This window comes from Vibrio sp. Vb0598 (assembly GCF_033338935.1).
GTDB lineage: Bacteria > Pseudomonadota > Gammaproteobacteria > Enterobacterales > Vibrionaceae > Vibrio > Vibrio alginolyticus.
This window is the reverse complement of sequence record NZ_JAWOTP010000005.1, coordinates 169,128-184,613: the sequence shown is the minus strand read 5'-3', so window position 1 is coordinate 184,613 and position 15,486 is coordinate 169,128. Positions and strand designations below refer to the sequence as shown.

Sequence of the window (15,486 nt, the reverse complement as noted above, 5' to 3'; positions counted from 1 at the left end):
GCGTGAAAAACAAAAACGCCCCGCAATGTTAGCGAGGCGATCAATTAAATTAAAATGATGCAGTTAAAATGCCCTACTGACGACACTTCTGAGCATCAAAATCAACGACGATGGCGGCATTCTCAAAGTCACCAGAGACTTTAACGTAGCCCCAGTAGTTACTCTGATTTGACAACGTAATACACTCTCCATTACCAATATTATCTGACCACCCGTGACGATTAGTATCATCCGGCCAACCAGAGTTACTGTATTCAAGCTTTAGGTTGCCCGTACCATTCCCCGTCGTTATCGCCAGATTTGAGCTCTCATTCACCGCTGGCACGCTTAGCCAAATGGTTTGTTGATTTGCCAAGCAAACGGGCTCTCCTGCTGTTAGGCGCCCACCGCTTACTTTACTTTGCACCGCGCAGTCTTGTGGCAATGTGTCATTACCGCCCAACGTTGAGATAACAACAGTATGAGTGGCGGTTGCCGTCAAGCCTTCACTGTCTGTCACACTTAGACTGACCGAATACTCCCCTTCACTCCCATATTGGTGCGTCGGCTTGGTTTGTGTACTTGTCGAGCCATCACCGAAGTCCCATAAGACGCTGACGATCTTCCCGTTTGGGTCTGTACTGTTTTCACTGCTAAATGTAATGCTTTCACCGACTTTCCCCTTGTTGTTTGCGGTTATGACTGCATTAGGTGCACCATTTGAGACAAGGGCTTGCTGCCACTTCTCAAACTCACTTTGATATAAATTCGCCCATTGGGTGATCGTTGCTTTGTAATTGCTCCAATTCCCTTGGCGTGTTTCCACCAGCATTTGGTTTACGTCATCTTTATGATTTTCAAACATAAAACGTACAGCTAAGTACCCCCAACGATAAATTCGATCGACATCAAACCCATCATAAGTAGTCTCGAAAATCTCACTTAAGGTATATGTCGAGCCGTCTAAAATCGTCTCAAGTGCTGCTTGGTTGTCATTTTCTTGAGCGACATACTCTGCAATGCCTTCACTCCACCACACTATTTTTTCAGTTGGATGACTAAACCCTCCATAGAGATCAAATCGACCATCTAAGTAATGCACGTATTCGTGCTCTAGGTTCCAGACAAAGTGATCCGCGTTCGCATAAGAGGCTTCATAAGCAATAAAGTTGGGAATATTCCCCGGCTGGGAAGGGTCGCCCTCCAAGTACATACCGCCATTGTCAGTACTAATATCGAAAATTGGCCCTGCGTACTTACCATAATCAGTGCTTGAATCGAAGATATTGACTTGGAGCTGAGTGTTGTGGTCATCTTTTACTGGTTGTTCACCAGTTTCTAAAGACTGATGAAAGTAACCCTCTTCGTAGCCCATTTTAGAACATGCGGCCGCGTGTTGCTCTTGCGTCATATTCTGAGACAAAATTCGGATTGTCGGGCTACAAGTATAAGTTTGCGATAGCACCAAGCCTTTTAGCTCAGTTTCGAAATTACAAATTCCGAACGCACTACAATCTGCGTAATATGAGGCGGTGTCCGCCGCCGCAAGCCAAACCGCGTCACCCCGACCATACATTTCATACTGTTCAAAGATTCGACTCAGCTGACTCTTCACCACAGAACTCGCGTTACCCGCATACTTGGTCAAACGCCCGAGCTCTCGCCCCGCATTCGCGGCCATAAACTCATCTTCAGCACCGATTGATGACGCCCTTAGAGCGAAATCGCCTAAAGCTTTGGCAAGGTCCGTTTGGTTGCCAATTATTTGCACAAATTGCTCGTTCCACTGCCCACCAAACAAAATAGTAAAAACACCGTTAACCGCATTGCGCATATACCAGTGCTGGGCGTATTGATCATTCCAACGAGTAAGCCACTGGGTCACTTGCGGTAAGTACGCGTGCTGCAAGCCCGCACTATCCATAGTGATGATGACTTCACTAAGCACTTTGCCGTGACGGTCGCTGTTCTCGTAGAAATTTGCGTTGTTAACAAACGCATCCACGGATTCTTTCACCGCTGGGGTGACCCATTCAATAAATGAGATGTTGTCATTGTAAAACTCGGCGTAATAACCTGCGCGTAAGTATAAGAACAACGTTTCTAGTTCATCGCTCCCGCCACCTGTATACCCCTTCGCCAATGTCGTAGTACGCTTCGCAATGTTGTACATATGATCGGAGCTAAATACCGACTCTTGAATCCGACTTTCAGCAGAGAATAGCTGGTTCACACACGTCGCGCCCTGACTTAAAATTTCGCCGATCAATTGGTTACTGCTTTCGGTAACCAATGCTTCCAAATCACAAGCAGTGCTCGACTCATCAAGGCTTTCAAGTGACTGTACTCGAGTTGCCTTGGAGGGCTGAATAGGGAGAGTTGCGGTTGGTTGGTATTCAACTCGATTGGATTCAACACCGTGTGTATGAGCCGAATGTGCATGTTGCTCTGTAACTTGAGAAACTGGCTCGCTTAACGCAAATACGCCAGTACTGGTTAATGTTGTCGCAATCGCGACACTCAAAATCTTCAGTTCCATCTAATTTCTTCTATATTGAGTTTTCCTTAAATGCATTACGTCTTTTGCATCGCCACTGCCCTTATTACTGCAAGAGCATCTCCATATAATCTACTCGCAAGATAAGAAGAAACATTTTGTTAACAAACAGATGTGGCGGTATCAGTTTTTGGTACTCGAGTTGCCGTTGCACGAGCTTGCCAGAAATCGATTTGCTTTAATAATATTGATCAACTAGTTGTTTATCTTTCCATTCAAATATCTTTTATTGCTCCTCACAAAAGCGATAAAATGGTTTCTTTTCTTTTTGCTAAACAACTCCTATGACCGACGCTGATATTGAGCTACAACACCTTTGGTTAGAAGTCCAAGCCGAACGCTGGCAAAACCTGCCACGCTTTTTATTCAGTTACTACTGCTACAAGCACAACCTTGTCAGTAAAACCAACAAAGTTTGCTGGGAGACGGCACGTGCAAGACTGCCCGCTTCAACATCAACAAAAGAGCGAAAAAAGGCGGTGGTTGAACCGTTAGTCTCTGAGGAAACCGTCGTTGGGTTAGTGAAATCCATCAGCAAAGATGGGGAAATGACGTTTGACGTGATGGTAACCACACTTAATGCGTTTTTGCACTATGTTGTGATTAGCAAGGAAGAGAAAGCCCGACTTAAACCAAACATGCCAGCTAGTTGGTATCAGCGATCAAACAAGTCGCCTTTGGCACGTTTCGAGCAGGCTGGCATTAATCTACAAGAGTGACATGTCAGTCATCGCTGATGATAAACACAAAAGACAAGCGCCTACAATGAGGCGCATTTGATCAAAAATTGAGGTGCCCCTAAACAAAAGTGCAAAGTGACCAACAAAGAAAAAGTCTGGTCATTCTTGAATGCCTCTAATGCGTACATTACGCCTACGTAAAACTTCTAATATCACGAGCAAACACACCGACATAAAAACCAACAACGTAGCGACCGCCAATATGGTCGGACTAATTTGCTCTCGAATTCCTGACCACATCTGCCTCGGAACGGTTTTTTGTTCTGCCCCAGTCAGGAATAACGCCACCACAACCTCGTCGAACGAGGTGCCAAAAGCAAACAAGCCGCCAGATATCATCCCCGGACGAATCAGAGGAAAGGTAATGTGTCTGAAAGTATAAACAGGGTTTGCTCCTAAGCTAGCCGCCGCTTTTACCAAGCTATGGTCAAAGCCGCTTAACGTCGCAGTAACGGTAATGACGACAAAAGGCGTACCTAACGCAGCGTGTGCCAAAATGACGCCTAAATAAGTTTGTGATAAGCCAAGGCGTGTGTAGAAAAAGTACATCGCAGCAGCAGAGATAATGACTGGTACGATCATGGGTGAGATCAACAGCGCCATAATCGTATTGCGAAAAGGCAAATTACTACTGGCTAAACCCAACGCCGCCAGAGTTCCTAGCCCTGTTGCAACGAGTGTCGCCATAAAAGCAATGAACGTGCTGTTTTTCAGCGCCAACAGCCACTGATCACTAGTAAACATTTCTTGATACCAGCGAGTAGAATACGCTTCCGAATTAAGGTTTAACATCCCCTCGGTAAAAGTAAAGTAAGGCGTTGCATTAAACGATAACGGGATGATGGTCAGAATTGGAGCGATTAAAAAGAACAGCACCACCCCACAAAAAGCTAAGTAACCTGCGTAAGCAACTCGCTCTACTTTTGATGCATAGTTTGGTAATGCCATAGTTATCCCCCTACCTTAAGGTTGTTAATGCCAACTACACGGTTGAACATATAAAACAGAACCAGTACAACGAACAAAAGCAGTCCACCCAATGCGCCAGCCATCCCCCAGTTCAGTGATGTCTGCATATGATAGGCAATCATATTGGAGATCATCTGTCCGCTTCTTCCACCAACCAAAGCGGGCGTAATGTAGAAGCCAATAGAAAGAATGAAAGTGAGCAAGGCCCCCGCACCTATCCCCGGTAGCGTAAGCGGCATATAAACTTTGATGAACGCAATGAAAGGCGTCGCGCCTAGAGAACGAGCGGCACGGAAATAAGTTGGGCTAATTCCTTTCATTACGCTATACAGAGGCAGGATCATAAAAGGCAACAGAATGTGCACCATAGACACCACCGTTCCGAAGGTATTGTGAATCATCTGAATTCGCTCAGAAGTAAAACCCGACCAAATAAGGAGATCATTAATGACCCCTTGGTTTTGCAGCAGAACAATCCAAGACGTGGTTCTGACTAATAATGATGTCCAAAATGGCAGCAGCACGATAATTAAAAGTAAGTTCGCGCGCTTATCAGGTAAATTGGCAAGCAGGTAAGCAACGGGGTACGCCATCACCAAACAAATTAAGGTGATTGAGATAGACATCCAAAAAGTTTTAAAGAAAAGGTCGACGTATATTTGGCGTTTTTCTGGTTGGGGCTCAATGTCTCCAAACTCATTCACTTGCAAGTCTAGCGCTGCAAGATAATGACTGAATGTTAATGCGCCACTAAGATTCTTAAACGCCGCCCAATATTTAGGATTAGTCCATCGCTTATCCAGCTTAGCCAACTGTGTCACCGAGCTCGGCAGCGACGTCAAACGAGACAACTTTCTGCCGGTTTTCATGAGTAAACTACGCATACCAGACTCTTCAATATTCATCCGGTTGGCTATTTTCGGCAGCTCTTTGCTTTGATAAAGCGCAAGTACTTCAACAGAGAATGCCTCAATGACTTCTTGATGAGGCTGACCTTGATAATCCCAACTTTCTAAGGCTTGAATAGTTTGTGGTAGTGACAGGGATATTTCTCGGTTATCCACGCTTCGATAAAGCATGTCGAGGATAGGAAAAGCAAACGTAAGCAGAACAAAACACACCAATGGAGTTGTGAGCATAATGGAGCGAAGCTTTTTTCGGCGCTCGGCCTTTTGCAACTGCGCTTTCAAATTGGTTTCTTGCTGATGAACTTGGCGTTCGATTTCCAATACAGAATCTAATGCGGTTAGCTCTCGACTCATGCTGCTACCTCGCTACTTTGAGTTTGTGTCCCATCAAGAGCATGGCAATCGTCACTTTGCCAACCAATACGACAAATTGAGCCAGGCGTTAACTGCAAGTGTTTACGATTATCGTTAGGTACTTTAACGATGAAGTGACCAACGCTCTCTACTTCGACGACCAGACGATAATGATCACCGTGATAAATCAATTCTCGTAGGACGCCCGAGACTTGGTTCTCACAAGACGCTTTCTCTGGTTGAATAACAATCTTTTCTGGTCGAATGGAAAGTGTTGTTCTCTGCCCTTGCTCAGAGACTCTGACAGGTTTCGCAGTAAATAACTCTTTCCCAACGAGCACTTGGCAATACTTTCCGTTCCACTCTTTGACTAAACCTGAGAGTTGGTTGTTTTCTCCGATAAACTGCGCAACAAACGTATTACTCGGAGATTCATAAAGCTCGGTTGGTGTCGCGAGTTGTTGCACTTCGCCGTGATTAAAAACCGCAATACGGTCGGACATAGTGAGAGCTTCGTCTTGATCGTGCGTCACATACAAAATGGTAATGCCAAGCTTTTCATGCAAATGTTTAATTTCCATCTGCATTTGCTCGCGCAGCTGCTTATCTAATGCGCCTAGTGGTTCATCCATCAACACGAGTTTAGGCTCAAACACTAATGCTCGCGCTAACGCGACACGCTGTTGTTGACCACCTGATAACTGCTTTGAGTATCGAGTCGCAACATGCTCAAGCTCGACCATTTCTAATACACTCTGAACTTTGCTTTGAATCGTGTCACTGTCGAGTTTTCGCACCTTTAAAGGAAACGCAAGATTCTCAGCAATGGTCATATGTGGGAACAACGCATAGTTTTGAAACACCATACCAATATCGCGCTTGTGCGGCGCGAGATGATTGACAGGAACGCCATCAATATAAATGTCTCCACCGGTCGCAGTTTCAAAGCCTGCTAGCATCATCAAGCAAGTGGTCTTGCCCGATCCTGACGGCCCCAACATAGTAACGAACTCTCCAGGAGCAATATCTAAGTTGAAGTCTTTCACCACCAAATTCGTGCCATCGTAGGTTTTCTTAACGTGTTGAAAGCTGACATAGTCCTTGTTTTCCGTGCTCATGACTTCCCTCTTCTCATTTTTTGAATATTACGAATGAGTAGAGCGTCAGTTAACGCTCTACTAAACAGCACAATTACAGATTGTATTTGGATAGGTCTAAGCGGGTTTCTAACGCATGTTCAACCATTTGAATGACTTGTTGACGCTCTTCACCTTGTAAGAGTTGGCGTGGCGCACGAACTTGTTCAGAGCCACGTCCGCAGACTTGCTCGGCCAATTTTATGCACTGAACCAGCGTAGGAATGGTGTCTAAACGCAGTAGGGGTAAGAACCAACGGTAGATCTCTAACGCTTCAGCATAACGACCTTGGCTTGCCAGTTTATAAATCGCAACGGACTCTTCTGGGAATGCGTTGGTTAAACCAGAAATCCAGCCGGTCGCACCTAGCATCAATGATTCAAGAGCGATGTCATCAACACCACTGAACACGGTAAAGCGGTCATCAAATTTATTGTAAAGCTCGGTGATACGACGAGTATCAGTGGTCGACTCTTTGATAGCTACAATACTTTCAAACTCAGCCAGTTTCGCCATGATATCGAGGTTTACATCGACACCATAAGCAACCGGGTTGTTATAAATCATGATTGGCATTTCTGGCGTTGCTTTTGCTAGCGTGCGGTAATATTCGAACGTTTCGCTCTCAGACGTGCGGTAAACCATGGCAGGCATCACCATACAACCATCGATACCAATTTTGTACGCATCCTGCATGTAATCAACAGCTGCTGTGGTAATAGACTCTGCTGTACCAGCAATCAAAGGCACACGGCCATTTACGACTTCTTTTGCCGCTTGCAAGACCTGGCGTTTCTCCTCCGGGTACAACGCACAGTTCTCACCGACAGTACCCAAGCAGATAATGCCATTCACACCATCTTTAATTTGGTTATCTATAACAGTTTGCGTTGCGTCTAAGTCGATTGACTGATCTTGACGAAATTGCGTACTGACCGCCGGATAAACACCTTTCCAATCAATTTTCATGAACTACTTTCCTTATATGTATATTGTATGCAATTTAAATGAACGAGCAAAAATGCTCAGGCATGGCTATCTATGCCATTTTCTAACAACACCGCCTTTACAGCGGCCAAATCAGCCAAAGCACTGCCAACTGATTTGTATAAAGTAATGACCTCATCGTTTTGACGTCCTGAGATTTGTTGGGCGCAAAGCTGCGGTAATTCCCCTTTGATATCGTCTGACGTGAACACGCCCTCTTGAATTGGAATGAGAAGATCGCCCGCTTCGGCTAATACATTAATACGGCTATCAACATACACCTGTGCTCGTTGCACTGCTTCGGAGTCGCATTCACGCTTATCCAAGTCATGATTACCGACCAAATCAATATGGGTGCCCGGCTGCACGTCTGCGCCATTAAACAAAGGCTCTGCTGATGCGGTAATACAGCTGATGATATCAACGTGTTTGATAATGTGGTCCACATTTTCTACGACTGAAACGCGAAACCGACGCTCATCAGGAAGCGACTGATACTCTGAAGATGACACAATGGCATCTACCGTCGCCTCGGCTTTGTCTGAGTTGCGCCCCCAAATGTAAACCTGCTTAAGCGGGCGAACCGCAGCGTATGCCCAAGCAAAATAAGGCGCAAGATTGCCCGTTCCGCAGATCAACAAACGATCAGCATCGGGGCACGCTAAGTAGTCCGCTGCCAACGCAGAAGCTGCGGCGGTGCGCCAAAACGTTAAAACTTTACCGTCTACGAGTGCGAGCGGCTCACCATCATTTCGTCTAAAAACAAGCAGTTTAGATGCAAGCGTATCTTTGCCGTGCTCAGGGTTATGCGGGAAATACGTAAAGGCTTTCACCGCAATCAACTCCTGGTTCCAAGCTGGAAGTAGCGCAAACGCCTCGTATTCTCCCTCTTCTAAGGGCATGACTCGGCGTTGAGGTATTGTTGCTGGCCGCGAGTACATTTCACGCATCGTTTCAATAAGAGACTTCATTGTTAAACATTGCGCGACTTGCTGTGCTTCGATGACTTTCATCATTTCTCCGAAAACATAAATACAGTTGAGGAAAAGTACGGAACCTCGCTTATGGATGAAAACTCGACCCCATACACAAATTAACGCCTAGTTAAGCAGCCAGGTATTGAACTCTTCATTTAGTTCATCCGCGTAGTCTGACCACCATTCATCGTTAATCAGGAAGGCGGTTTGGAAGTTTTGAGGTGCGGTAGGAAGGTTCGCTAAAATGTCTGGGTTCACCTCCGCCGAAGACGACTTACGCGTAGGCCCATAGGCAACGTACTTAGCTTGATCAGCTAATGGTTTTGTTCCTGAAGAAAAAGCAATGAAGTCCAATGCAAGCTTTGTGTTCTCACTCCCTTTAGGTATCGCCCATCCATTCATGTAACCCATTTGACGGTCCCATATAATCCGAAATGGTTGACCTTCATCTTTACGGGCATTGTGGATTCGGCCGTTAAACGCCGAGGCGATCACCACTTCTTTGTCTGCAAGCATTTGAGGTGGCTGGGCACCTGTTGTCCACCACAGCACTTCTGATTTGATCGTATCCAACTTAGCAAAAGCACGCTCACGCCCCGCTTCGGTTTCGAGCAGGCTGTAGACCTCTTCTGGCTTTACACCATCAGCCAATAGTGCCCACTCAAGATTACCCTGAGGCTGTTTTTGCAATGCACGTCGACCTGGAAAAGTTTTTAGGTCAAAGAGATCGTTCAACTTGCTAGGCAAAGCCTTACCTTTAAACGCGTCTTCGTTCACCGCTAATACAGTGGACACTACGATGGTATTGATTGCGCATTCGTGAATCGCACCATCAATAAAATCCTCTTGTGCTGGTGTTCCATCTGCGCCCGGAGGCAAAATACTTGGGTTCACTGGTTCTAATAACCCTTCGGCACAACCACGAACAATGTCCGGCTTGTCGAGAGACACCAAATCCCAGCGCACGTTGTTCGCTTCCACCTGCGCTTTAATTTCGGCTAATCCGCCACTGAAATCCTCGGATACGATCTCAACACCTGTTTTTTTAATGAAAGGCTTGTGATATGCCTCCACTTGGCTCTTGGTGAATGCACCACCCCAAGATACGACCGTCAATTTGTCTTCAGCATAAGCAGAAGTCCCCAACAGCATTCCTGAAATCAACAGTGCCAATGGTGCTTTGGTCATTCGTGACATGTATTACTCCTTTTGGTTGTTTTTCTGGAGGCATCCGAGTACGGCTGTTGGACACCAGTTTTTGTTAAAATTAAGTTAACATTAGCATTTAATATATTTTATACAATATTTAATATTAAATTTTTTCAGGCGAATCGTTGTAATGAAAAAGGTGAAAGATCAATCGATGTCGGCTTTCCTTCGATAAGCTCTAAAAGGAGATCTGCCGTAATCGCCGCTTGAGTTAATCCAAGGTGTTGGTGGCCAAATGCCAGTAATACATTTCCATCCCAAATGCTATCAATAACCGGTAACGAGTCGACTGTTGAAGGCCGATTACCCATCCACTTTTCTCCTTGCTTGAGTGGATTTAACTCCGATTCAAACATCTCATCACCTAACTGAAAAAGCATTGCTGAACGTTTCATATTAGGTGGTGACTCTACATCGGCATACTCAACAGTGCCTGCCAAGCGTAGCCCGCCAGACATCGGAGTCATGATGAACTTTCTATCGGCAGAGCTAATAGGAAATGGCAATACATCACGCTTGTCATCCACCATTAGGTGATAACCACGCTCGGCTTGAATAGGCACTTTGACTCCGGTTAGTTGCCGTATCAAAGGCTTAGAATGTACACCAGCGGCAACAATGATTCGGTCAAATGAATACGTTTGAGACTCAACCAGCACCTCGCCATTTTTCGCCAACGCAGATACACCGTTTTGTAAAACCTTACCGCCAAGAACTTCAAAAGCTTCACTTAGCTCAACACAGAGCTGATAAGGGTCTAGCGTATGACCTGTATCGGGAAAAAAGACGCCGACACGAACCTTATGGCTGAGATCAGGTATCCGCTCTCGAATCGCCTCTTGTGTCCAAACTTGATACGCCACACCGTTTTTAGCCAGTGAGTTAAGCGTACTTTGGTAGTCTTTAAACAGTTTCTCGTTTTCAAAAGTGAGCAATGAACCATTCATTTTTATTAGATGCGCTTTTCCGATTGAATCAAGCACGCCACGCCAACTCGCCACTGACCGCTCGTTAAGAGTTTTAATCGCGTTTTTTGCCTGCTCCGCGGCTGATGGCTTTGTTTGTAATAGAAAACGAATCATCCACCCGATAGTGCTTGGAATATCTTGCCAACGGATCGAAACCGGACTTTTGGGATCTAGCAGCATTTTAGGTAATTGTGAAAGCAGCGCTGGCGTTGCAAGAGGGAAGATTTGCTCAGTCGCGATATGGCCTGCATTTCCCTTAGAGCATCCATTCCCCACGCCATTGGGATCAAAAATCGTGACTTGATAACCTTGCTGCTGCAACTTCAATCCAATTGATAAGCCGATAATCCCCGCACCTATCACGGCGATCCTTTCCTTTTTGGTTTCATCCTTGACCAACATAAATATGCTCCGAGTCACACTTGAAAACGTAGATTGTATACAATATATTTTACATTACGTTAACATTACCATTGTTTAATTCAACCATTTTTTCAGCAAGGAGCGAAAAATGAGACAAGGAACTTTTTTCTGTATTGATGCCCACACCTGCGGCAACCCAGTTAGGCTGGTCGCAGGCGGTGTGCCTCCACTCGAAGGCAATACCATGAGCGAAAAGCGCCAATACTTTCTTGAGCATTATGATTGGATTCGTCAGGCACTCATGTTTGAGCCTCGCGGACACTCAATGATGTCGGGGTCAGTTGTCTTGCCTCCTTGCAGCGATAACGCAGACGCTTCAATTCTGTTTATTGAAACCAGTGGCTGCTTACCAATGTGTGGCCACGGCACCATTGGAACCGTCACTACCGCTATCGAGAATCGCCTTATCACTCCCAAAAAAGAAGGCCGTTTGATACTTGATGTCCCAGCAGGACAAATCGAAGTGCACTACCAAACAAAAGGTGACAAGGTCACGTCGGTGAAGATATTTAACGTACCAGCTTACCTTGCCCACCAAGACGTAACCGTGAACATAGAGGGCTTAGGTGAGCTCACTGTCGATGTTGCTTATGGCGGAAACTATTACGTAATCGTCGATCCTCAAGAAAACTACGCCGGACTTGAATACTACTCTCCAGATGAAATTTTGATGCTTTCTCCAAAAGTTCGCGAAGCGGTATCTCGAGCGGTTGAGTGCGTACATCCAGAAGATCCAACAGTGTGCGGTGTTTCTCACGTGCTATGGACCGGAGAGCCCACTCAAGAAAACGCTACCGCTCGAAATGCTGTGTTTTACGGCGACAAAGCGTTGGATCGCTCGCCATGTGGTACGGGAACAAGTGCGCGCATGGCGCAATGGCATGCAAGAGGCAAACTCAATCAAGGAGAAGACTTTGTTCACGAAAGTATCATCGGCAGCCTATTTCAAGGACGTATAGAAGGCATTACCGAAGTGAATGGCAAAGCCGCTATTTTGCCAAGCATTGAAGGATGGGCACAAGTATACGGTCACAACACGATATGGGTAGACGATGAAGACCCATATGCGTACGGATTTGAAGTGAAGTAACAAGGATAGTAAGGAAGAATGATGAACCCACAAGAACCAACCACTTTTTACGCAGTCAACGCCTTTACTGGTGAGCCTCTACCTATAGCGTTTCCGGTACATGGAGAGCAAGAAGTTAATCAAGCCGCCTCAGCCGCCCAAAGCGTTGCGCGTGAGTTTCGCCAACTAAGCAATGCAAAGCGAGCGAGCTTACTTTGCTCTATCGCCTCTGAATTGGAAGTGAAGAGTGAAGAAATCGTTGCTCGTGCTCATTTGGAAACTGCCCTTCCCGAAGCACGTTTAAGCGGTGAAATAGGACGTACAGCGAGCCAATTAAGACTATTTGCCGAGGTTGTGAGATCGGGTAATCACCATCAAGCAATTTTCGATACGCCAAACCCAAACCGTCAACCACTGCCAAAACCAGATATTCGCCGTCAACAAATCGCAATTGGCCCTGTCGCCGTGTTTGGTGCGTCTAATTTTCCGCTCGCATTTTCTACGGCAGGTGGTGATACGGCTTCGGCACTGGCAGCTGGCTGTCCTGTGATTGTAAAAGGCCATACCGCCCACCCTGGCACCAGTCAACTTGTTGCAGAGTGTATTGAGGCTGCACTGGAGAAAGAGTGCTTACCGCAAGCCATCTTCACGCTATTGCAAGGCAACAAACGCGCACTTGGCCAAGCACTCGTTACCCATCCAAAAATTAAAGGGGTTGGGTTTACAGGCTCCGTCGGTGGTGGCCGTGCGCTGTTCAATCTAGCTCAGCAAAGACCAGAGCCAATCCCCTTCTATGGTGAACTAGGGGCGATTAACCCAACATTTATTCTCCCTTCAGCCATACGAGCAAACGCCTCATTGGCTGAAGAGTTTGTGGCTTCTATGACTTTGGGCTGTGGACAATTTTGTACAAAACCAGGCGTTGTATTTGTCTTGAATAGCCCAGAAACGCAAGCCTTTATCGAAATCGCTCAAGGGTTAATTCGACAACAATCAACGGCCACTTTGCTAACGCAAGGAATCCGAGAAACGTATGAATCCGAAGTGGATAAGCGAGCTTCCGAAACAGGCATTAACGTCACTCGTTCTGAACAAGCAGAAGCGACCAATGTCTCACCAGCACTGTTCGTGACGGACAGTAAAAACTGGCGTGAAAACCCGCAATGGGAGGAAGAAATATTTGGTCCTCAATCGTTAATCGTAATCTGTGAAGATTTCGATGACATGTTGAAACTGAGTGATTCACTGACTGGATCGCTCACCGCAACCCTTCACGCTACCGCTGAAGACGAAGAACAAGCGAAGCAACTGCTTCCAAGTTTGGAAGAAATCGCCGGACGCCTTGTATTCAACGGTTGGCCAACTGGCGTCGAGGTTGGTTACGCTATGGTTCATGGTGGACCATATCCGGCTTCAACCAATTCTGCCTCAACATCTGTCGGGGCAGAGGCTATTCATCGTTGGTTGCGTCCCGTCGCTTATCAAGCTTTACCAGAATCTTTATTGCCGGATTCATTAAAAGCGTCGAACCCACTGGGTATTCAACGCGCCATAAATGGCAGAGTCTCCCAATAAGATCACCAAATGGCTCAAAAAGGCATCAACTGATGCCTTTTATTTCACTCTACTTCTCAAAACCTTCTTTCCTAGTTGGTTTGTGCCAGAAAAACAATAAACTACTAAAGTAAAATGGATTGGATACAATATTAATTTCACGGGAGACTTCAATGTCACAGAAACCTGTTTTTAAAACGCGTACTCAGCTCGTTGAGGAAGCAATTCGAACTCAGATCTTGAAGGGCGAGTTAAAAACTGGTCAACCTTTACGTCAAGATGCGTTAGCAAAAGAGTTTAATGTTAGCCGAATTCCTGTGCGTGAAGCGTTAGTTCAATTGGAAGCACAAGGACTCGTTAGCTTTGAACCTCACAAAGGTGCGACGGTCACTGAGCTATCTCCAGAGAAAATCAATGAGCTATTTGAACTGCGCGCTGTCGTGGAATGCCACATTTTAGAGCGTGCGATTCAAAATATGACAGACGCTGACCTTGAACGCGCGCGCGAAGTTCGCGAACGTTTCGAGTCAGTAGTGAACAGTGGCGCCGAAGTAGAAGAATGGAGCAACTACAACTACGAGTTCCACAAAGCCCTATATGCGCCAGCCAACATGCCTGAAACTATGGACGTCATTTACAACCTGAACACAAAGTGTGACCGATACATACGCATGCAGCTATTGTTTACTACAGGCATTAAAAAGGCAGAAGAAGAGCACTTAAACTTGTTTGAAATGTGCCAAAATCGCGATATCGAAGGCGCCAAGTACCTGCTGAAAAAACACATTCTAGAAGCGGGCACAGCGATTCGAAACCTGCTGCTTGAAAGGCAAAATATCAGCCAGTAAACGGAATAACGAATAAGGTGATATTCAAGGATGAATGTTGGACCAAAGTTTTTACTCGCAGCGCTACGACAAAAGATTAAAGAAGAAGGGCTTTGCTACAATTCCTTGTCAGAGAAAAGTGGCATCCCTTTATCTAGTATTAAACGCCACCTACATAATCCAGCTTTAGGTTTGGATAAAGTACTTATTTATCTGAACTACCTGAATACCGATCTCATCGAACTCGCAACCTTAGCCAACGAGCTTCAGCACCAAAACGAGCAAATGCTAACAGATGAAGAGAGCGCCCTTTTCGTTGAGCATCCTTACTTACTTGATTTTATTTATATGCTGACTTCTCGTGATATTAAACCGCAAGAGATAGCCCAAACTTACGGACTTTCTGATACAAGCTTACGATTCTATTTGCGTATCGCGGAAATTCTAGGATATGTCGAAAACTTCGGAGACGGCTTGTTTTACCGTTCTGGTCGTCGATTTATTATGGAAGAAGGTACGGCATTAGACACCTTATTCAAAGAGCGATTTCAACAAGATTCGCTTTCTCATGATATCAACCCAGGCGTATGTATAGGTCGCATTAGGCTCACCGAAGAGCAGAAAGTGCAAATAGAGGACGAGCTTTGTAATAAATTAGCGAAACTTAACGCAGTTAACACTTCCAACAATGAAGGTGAACTAATAAATATATTAATGCGCTGCACTCCCGGTGCTCAGATATTTTTCGCTGATGATTTACCTAACATTGACGGAAGCCTATTAAAGCACGTCGCTCAACTCACTAAATTAAGTTAAAGCATCAGACAA

The 15,486-nt window shown here is 45.6% G+C and carries 13 protein-coding genes; 5 read left to right on the top strand and 8 right to left on the bottom strand.

Annotation, left to right across the window (positions count from 1 at the left end):
* Nucleotides 1–73: 73 nt before the first annotated feature.
* Nucleotides 74–2,518 (bottom strand): collagenase, encoded by a 2,445-nt coding sequence (locus R7Q38_RS07770; RefSeq protein ID WP_239938896.1) that lies wholly within the window; start codon nt 2,516–2,518, stop codon nt 74–76.
* A gap of 302 nt (nt 2,519–2,820) precedes the next feature.
* Between R7Q38_RS07770 and R7Q38_RS07765 the strand changes: the two genes are divergently transcribed.
* Nucleotides 2,821–3,255, top strand: a complete 435-nt coding sequence (locus R7Q38_RS07765) for a hypothetical protein (RefSeq protein ID WP_239938894.1) — start codon at nt 2,821–2,823, stop codon at nt 3,253–3,255.
* Between the two features lie 120 nt (nt 3,256–3,375).
* On the opposite strand, the gene R7Q38_RS07760 is transcribed toward R7Q38_RS07765, so the two are convergent.
* From R7Q38_RS07760 to R7Q38_RS07730, 7 genes are all read right to left on the bottom strand, one after another.
* Nucleotides 3,376–4,224, bottom strand: coding sequence for an ABC transporter permease (locus R7Q38_RS07760; RefSeq protein WP_239938892.1), 849 nt, complete (start codon nt 4,222–4,224; stop codon nt 3,376–3,378).
* Between the two features lie 2 nt (nt 4,225–4,226).
* Nucleotides 4,227–5,507 (bottom strand): ABC transporter permease, encoded by a 1,281-nt coding sequence (locus R7Q38_RS07755; protein ID WP_239938890.1) that lies wholly within the window; start codon nt 5,505–5,507, stop codon nt 4,227–4,229.
* A complete protein-coding gene (locus tag R7Q38_RS07750) occupies nt 5,504–6,625 on the bottom strand; it encodes an ABC transporter ATP-binding protein (RefSeq protein WP_239938889.1) in 1,122 nt (373 codons plus the stop codon). Before R7Q38_RS07750 ends, R7Q38_RS07755 begins: the two co-directional genes overlap by 4 nt.
* 73 nt (nt 6,626–6,698) lie before the next feature.
* Entirely contained in the window at nt 6,699–7,613 is a 915-nt protein-coding gene (locus tag R7Q38_RS07745) for a dihydrodipicolinate synthase family protein (RefSeq protein ID WP_005389756.1), read from the bottom strand.
* A 56-nt stretch (nt 7,614–7,669) separates the two neighbouring features.
* Nucleotides 7,670–8,644 (bottom strand): ornithine cyclodeaminase family protein, encoded by a 975-nt coding sequence (locus R7Q38_RS07740; protein WP_239932057.1) that lies wholly within the window; start codon nt 8,642–8,644, stop codon nt 7,670–7,672.
* Between the two features lie 87 nt (nt 8,645–8,731).
* The gene (locus tag R7Q38_RS07735; protein WP_239932030.1) at nt 8,732–9,805 is read right to left on the bottom strand and encodes a polyamine ABC transporter substrate-binding protein; all 1,074 of its coding nucleotides are present in this window, start codon (nt 9,803–9,805) and stop codon (nt 8,732–8,734) included.
* Nucleotides 9,806–9,930: 125 nt separating this feature from the next.
* Nucleotides 9,931–11,187, bottom strand: a complete 1,257-nt coding sequence (locus tag R7Q38_RS07730) for an NAD(P)/FAD-dependent oxidoreductase (protein ID WP_239932029.1) — start codon at nt 11,185–11,187, stop codon at nt 9,931–9,933.
* 109 nt (nt 11,188–11,296) lie between these two features.
* Here R7Q38_RS07730 and R7Q38_RS07725 point away from each other — a divergent pair, with 109 nt between their 5' ends.
* From R7Q38_RS07725 to R7Q38_RS07710, 4 genes are all read left to right on the top strand, one after another.
* Nucleotides 11,297–12,298 carry a 4-hydroxyproline epimerase gene (locus R7Q38_RS07725; RefSeq protein ID WP_239932028.1) on the top strand — a complete coding sequence of 334 codons (1,002 nt, stop codon included), beginning with the start codon at nt 11,297–11,299 and terminating at the stop codon, nt 12,296–12,298.
* Nucleotides 12,299–12,319: 21 nt separating this feature from the next.
* Nucleotides 12,320–13,852, top strand: coding sequence for an aldehyde dehydrogenase (NADP(+)) (locus R7Q38_RS07720; RefSeq protein ID WP_318114179.1), 1,533 nt, complete (start codon nt 12,320–12,322; stop codon nt 13,850–13,852).
* 152 nt (nt 13,853–14,004) lie between these two features.
* The gene (locus R7Q38_RS07715; RefSeq protein WP_225472830.1) at nt 14,005–14,679 is read left to right on the top strand and encodes a GntR family transcriptional regulator; all 675 of its coding nucleotides are present in this window, start codon (nt 14,005–14,007) and stop codon (nt 14,677–14,679) included.
* A 30-nt stretch (nt 14,680–14,709) separates the two neighbouring features.
* Entirely contained in the window at nt 14,710–15,474 is a 765-nt protein-coding gene (locus R7Q38_RS07710; RefSeq protein WP_017633951.1) for a hypothetical protein, read from the top strand.
* The last annotated feature ends 12 nt before the right edge of the window (nt 15,475–15,486 follow it).

Coding starts and splice junctions, on each gene's coding strand:
- R7Q38_RS07715 (WP_225472830.1), top strand. CDS start 14,005: ATGTCACAGAAACCTGTTTTTAAAACGCGTACTCAGCTCGTTGAGGAA.
- R7Q38_RS07735 (WP_239932030.1), bottom strand. CDS start 9,805: ATGTCACGAATGACCAAAGCACCATTGGCACTGTTGATTTCAGGAATG.
- R7Q38_RS07730 (WP_239932029.1), bottom strand. CDS start 11,187: ATGTTGGTCAAGGATGAAACCAAAAAGGAAAGGATCGCCGTGATAGGT.
- R7Q38_RS07745 (WP_005389756.1), bottom strand. CDS start 7,613: ATGAAAATTGATTGGAAAGGTGTTTATCCGGCGGTCAGTACGCAATTT.
- R7Q38_RS07760 (WP_239938892.1), bottom strand. CDS start 4,224: ATGGCATTACCAAACTATGCATCAAAAGTAGAGCGAGTTGCTTACGCA.
- R7Q38_RS07765 (WP_239938894.1), top strand. CDS start 2,821: ATGACCGACGCTGATATTGAGCTACAACACCTTTGGTTAGAAGTCCAA.
- R7Q38_RS07710 (WP_017633951.1), top strand. CDS start 14,710: ATGAATGTTGGACCAAAGTTTTTACTCGCAGCGCTACGACAAAAGATT.
- R7Q38_RS07750 (WP_239938889.1), bottom strand. CDS start 6,625: ATGAGCACGGAAAACAAGGACTATGTCAGCTTTCAACACGTTAAGAAA.
- R7Q38_RS07770 (WP_239938896.1), bottom strand. CDS start 2,518: ATGGAACTGAAGATTTTGAGTGTCGCGATTGCGACAACATTAACCAGT.
- R7Q38_RS07725 (WP_239932028.1), top strand. CDS start 11,297: ATGAGACAAGGAACTTTTTTCTGTATTGATGCCCACACCTGCGGCAAC.
- R7Q38_RS07720 (WP_318114179.1), top strand. CDS start 12,320: ATGAACCCACAAGAACCAACCACTTTTTACGCAGTCAACGCCTTTACT.
- R7Q38_RS07755 (WP_239938890.1), bottom strand. CDS start 5,507: ATGAGTCGAGAGCTAACCGCATTAGATTCTGTATTGGAAATCGAACGC.
- R7Q38_RS07740 (WP_239932057.1), bottom strand. CDS start 8,644: ATGAAAGTCATCGAAGCACAGCAAGTCGCGCAATGTTTAACAATGAAG.